The sequence below is a fragment of the bacterium genome, assembly GCA_024226335.1.
GTDB lineage: Bacteria > Myxococcota_A > UBA9160 > SZUA-336 > SZUA-336 > JAAELY01.
The window spans coordinates 1-3,293 of record JAAELY010000392.1 but is presented as its reverse complement, the minus strand read 5'-3'; the positions used below and the strand labels follow the sequence as shown (position 1 = coordinate 3,293).

The window sequence follows — 3,293 nt, the reverse complement described above, 5'->3', positions numbered from 1 at the left end:
CCGGGATCCTCGGAGCACTCCTCGACCGGAGTCTCCATCCCGTCGATGATCGACTCCCGCATGCCCGGGACCGACAGCAGGTAAAGCGTCTCCTGAACCGATCTCCAGTCTTCCTCGGAGACCAGGAACGCATTGCCTCGCTTGCTGGTGATCTGAACCGGCTCATGAGACTCGGCGACCTGCTCGAGCAACGTGTAGAGATTGGCGCGGGCGTGGGTGGCGTTGATCGTGCTCATCGTGGCTCCTTGTCGAACGTACATCATAACGTACGCTTCCAGAGGCGTCAATCTGCCGCCTGCGAATCGCTATGGCGGTGACGTGCCCGCGAGCCTCGCTCGTCTCTCAGGCAGGAGCACGATTCCGCGATCGACCGTCGATCGCAGGACCGCCGACTTCCCCGAAGCGCGATCGACCGTCGATCGTACGGCGCGCACCGTCACTGACGTGCAAACGAGCGTCGATCGCACGATAGGCAGGAGCCCAGACCCACGATCGACCGTCGATCGTACGACGCGCACCGTCGCTGACGTGCGAACGAGTGTCGATCGCATCGTGCGCTTGGTCAGCGAAGCTCGATCGAGCGCCGAGCGCCTTGCTGAAAGTTTCAGCAAGCTGCGGTCGATCGTCGATCTTGTGACCTTCGGGCTCTCTGGGGCACGATCGAACATCGACTGCTGCCCGGGGCAGCACTTCCGAGCACGCTTTAGCGGATCTATTCGCCGAGCACTTCGTCGAGAGAGTCGGCGGTGGCCGCTCTTTGGAGCCAGCGGTCGAGTGTCTCGGGATCGGTCGTGGCGAGGATCTGTTGGCGCTCTGGGTCCAAGATCTCAAAACCGCGCGCGGCGAGGACGGTCAGAAGCGCGATCGCGCGTCCCCGGGCTTCCCCCTCGGCGCGTCCACGCGCTTCGCCTTTGAGAGCGTTCTGCTGCTTCATGTCGGCGATGGCGGGGTTGCCTTTCGCCTCCAGCGCCCGCGCCATGGCGACCTCCGCCTCGGTCGCGTCGAGCAACGCGGAGACGGGTAAGGGATGCGCCAGGCAGGGATCCCGAAGGCTCCGGCGTGGATCAAGCCGCTTCCAGCCGTTGCTGCGGGATGACCACTCGCGGACCTCGCCCTCTTGGACAAAGATCGCGATCTGGCGGCGAACGCCGCGCTCGGCGAACGCTCGGGCGCGACGATCTGTGTCCTCGAGGGAGCGCTTGGAGACGATCTCGAAGACCAGTTCCTCGAGATAGCGCACACCGGTCCGCGGGTCGTCGCCATCTTTCCGGATGCAGGTATCGCTGGCGAAGTCGGAGCCTTCAGCGACACGGGTCTTGAGGTCCACCGAGCCGACATAGCCTTCCGCCAGGTGGGTAGCAAGCAGCCGATTCAGGCGAAAGTGGAAGTCGCCGTGCTCGGGATCGGCGTAGGGGGCCTCGAGACGTTCGAATTCCTGGCGCTCGTAGCGGGTGATCTCTGGCGGATCGAGATGATCCTCGAGCGGCGGCCATTCTCGCTCTGCGGTCAGGCTCATCTAAGTCGCCACTGAGGCGTCTCCGGGCGCGAGGGTCATCCGAAAGTCCGACTTCTTGTCCACGTGCCGAGAATACCACGGGCCGTCTGACTCCGCCTGCTGGGAGCGCAGGCGTCTCGCCTGCTCAGCCGAGATGTCAGCCGCGGCTCCGTGGCCTCGATATCATTCAGGAATGCGGACTGTGCTGGATGACGATCGCCTCACCTGGAGAAGCCTTGAGACGCTGGGAGATGAAGCATGAGAAGAAGTAATTTTGCCTTGAGACTTCAACCGTCCCTTCTCGAGGAGACCCGGAAACTGGCCGAGGAGGAGGGAGTCGCGGTGAACCAACTCATCAACGTCGCCGTGGCTGAGAAGCTCTCCGCACTCCGAACCGAGGCTTGCTTCCGGGAGCGAGCATCTCGCGCGGATGTCGCCGAGGCACGCAGGATCCTGTCTCGCGCCGGGAAGGGCAAGGCGCCGCTTGCAGGCGACGAACTTCCGTAGTTCCCAGCGGTCGCCAATTCCCATCAGTTTCACTTCCCCGGCTGAGGCGCTCGGCAGCGTATCGTCCTGGCGCGACTGCCGATCCGAAGAACCCCAGCTTCGAATGTGGTGCCGCCACTCCGCCTGCTGGGAGCGCAGGCGTCTCGCCTGCTCTGCCGTGGCGAGCCTCGCTCTTTTCACGGATACGGGCACAGAGGCGTGCCGGGAGAGCTGCGTCTCGAAGCGTGCGTGTGCGCATATCGGCTCTCGGCTCGAGCAGTCTTCGCGCCTGCGGAAGACGATCACAGCTTCGATAGAGACTTCGGCGTCGACTCAGTGGCGCTGGTCAAGCTGCGGCCAGCCGGGCACCTACCTCGGAGGCCGCGCCGCCGACGCTGGCAAACGTGGCGAGAAGAGCGAGAGTCGTCCCTGGTCGCGCCAAGATGCTGCCGTCGAGCTCGCGGTCACGCTTTGCGCATTGCAAAAGGCCGCCGTTGAGCGCACGGGCGCGCTTTGCGCGTTGCGAAATGCCGCCGTTGAGCGCACGGGCGCGCTTTGCGCGCCGCGAAATGCCGCCGTTGAGCTCGAGGATCGCCTTGGGCAAATCCAGAACCAGGTGTTGAGCGCTCAACACCCCTCTGTCGAATCCCCCGAGCCACTGTTGAGCGCTCAACGGCACGGATTAGAATCCCCCAGAGCCACTCTCGTGCTCAACGGCCACCATCCGCCGTTGCCCAGAGCCATCCCTGAGCTCATTCTGCCCTCTTGCAAACGGCAAGGGGGCACAATCGAGCTCAACAGTGCTCATCCAAAAGGGCTGAGATCTGCGGCCAGGTCGAGGCCAGGGCTCGCGGTCAGCCGTCCTGATGGCGACGAGGGATGACGGTCGCTTCCCCGCGCTCCAGCACGACTGTTGCCGAGCCCTTCTCGAGGGTCCCGTGCCGACAGATCGTACACGTCATCGTCGTCTCCTGGTGAAGTCGTGGGGCTCGGCCAAAGTTAGAGATGCCCGGCACCTCCTTCGGGGGCGCACCTCCTTCGGGACGGCGTCGGTGACGGTCTTGCCACTAGATCCACGCGGCCTCGCCGCTGTCGACCTTCACGACGGCTCCCGCGGCCTGAGCTCGGGACGCTCGGCAAGGACCGACTCCAAGCACTCGGGGCAGATGCCGTGGCTGAACTCGGCCTCGGAGTGTGTGTGGATGAAGAGCTCGAGATGGTCCCAGTAGCCCTCGTCGTCGCGGATCTTCTTGCACTTACAGCAGATCGGCAGCAGACCGCTCAGCACCTTGACCTCGGACATCTTCTCTTG

At 64.2% G+C, this 3,293-nt stretch carries 5 protein-coding genes; 1 reads left to right on the top strand and 4 read right to left on the bottom strand.

The genetic code is table 11. The features are described 5' to 3' along the window. The coding region (locus GY725_19865; protein MCP4006443.1) for a type II toxin-antitoxin system Phd/YefM family antitoxin at positions 1–236 on the bottom strand (236 nt) is incomplete at its 3' end. Positions 237–712: 476 nt separating this feature from the next. After that, entirely contained in the window at positions 713–1,516 is an 804-nt protein-coding gene (locus GY725_19860; GenBank protein ID MCP4006442.1) for a hypothetical protein, read from the bottom strand. Between the two features lie 237 nt (positions 1,517–1,753). Between GY725_19860 and GY725_19855 the strand changes: the two genes are divergently transcribed. After that, positions 1,754–2,002 (top strand): hypothetical protein, encoded by a 249-nt coding sequence (locus GY725_19855; GenBank protein MCP4006441.1) that lies wholly within the window; start codon positions 1,754–1,756, stop codon positions 2,000–2,002. A 325-nt stretch (positions 2,003–2,327) separates the two neighbouring features. On the opposite strand, the gene GY725_19850 is transcribed toward GY725_19855, so the two are convergent. Together GY725_19850 and GY725_19845 are read right to left on the bottom strand one after the other, a co-directional pair. Beyond that, complete coding sequence (locus GY725_19850; GenBank protein ID MCP4006440.1) at positions 2,328–2,612, bottom strand: hypothetical protein; 285 nt, start codon at positions 2,610–2,612, stop codon at positions 2,328–2,330. 468 nt (positions 2,613–3,080) lie between these two features. After that, positions 3,081–3,293 (bottom strand): response regulator (locus GY725_19845; protein MCP4006439.1); only part of this gene is annotated, 213 nt, incomplete at its 5' end.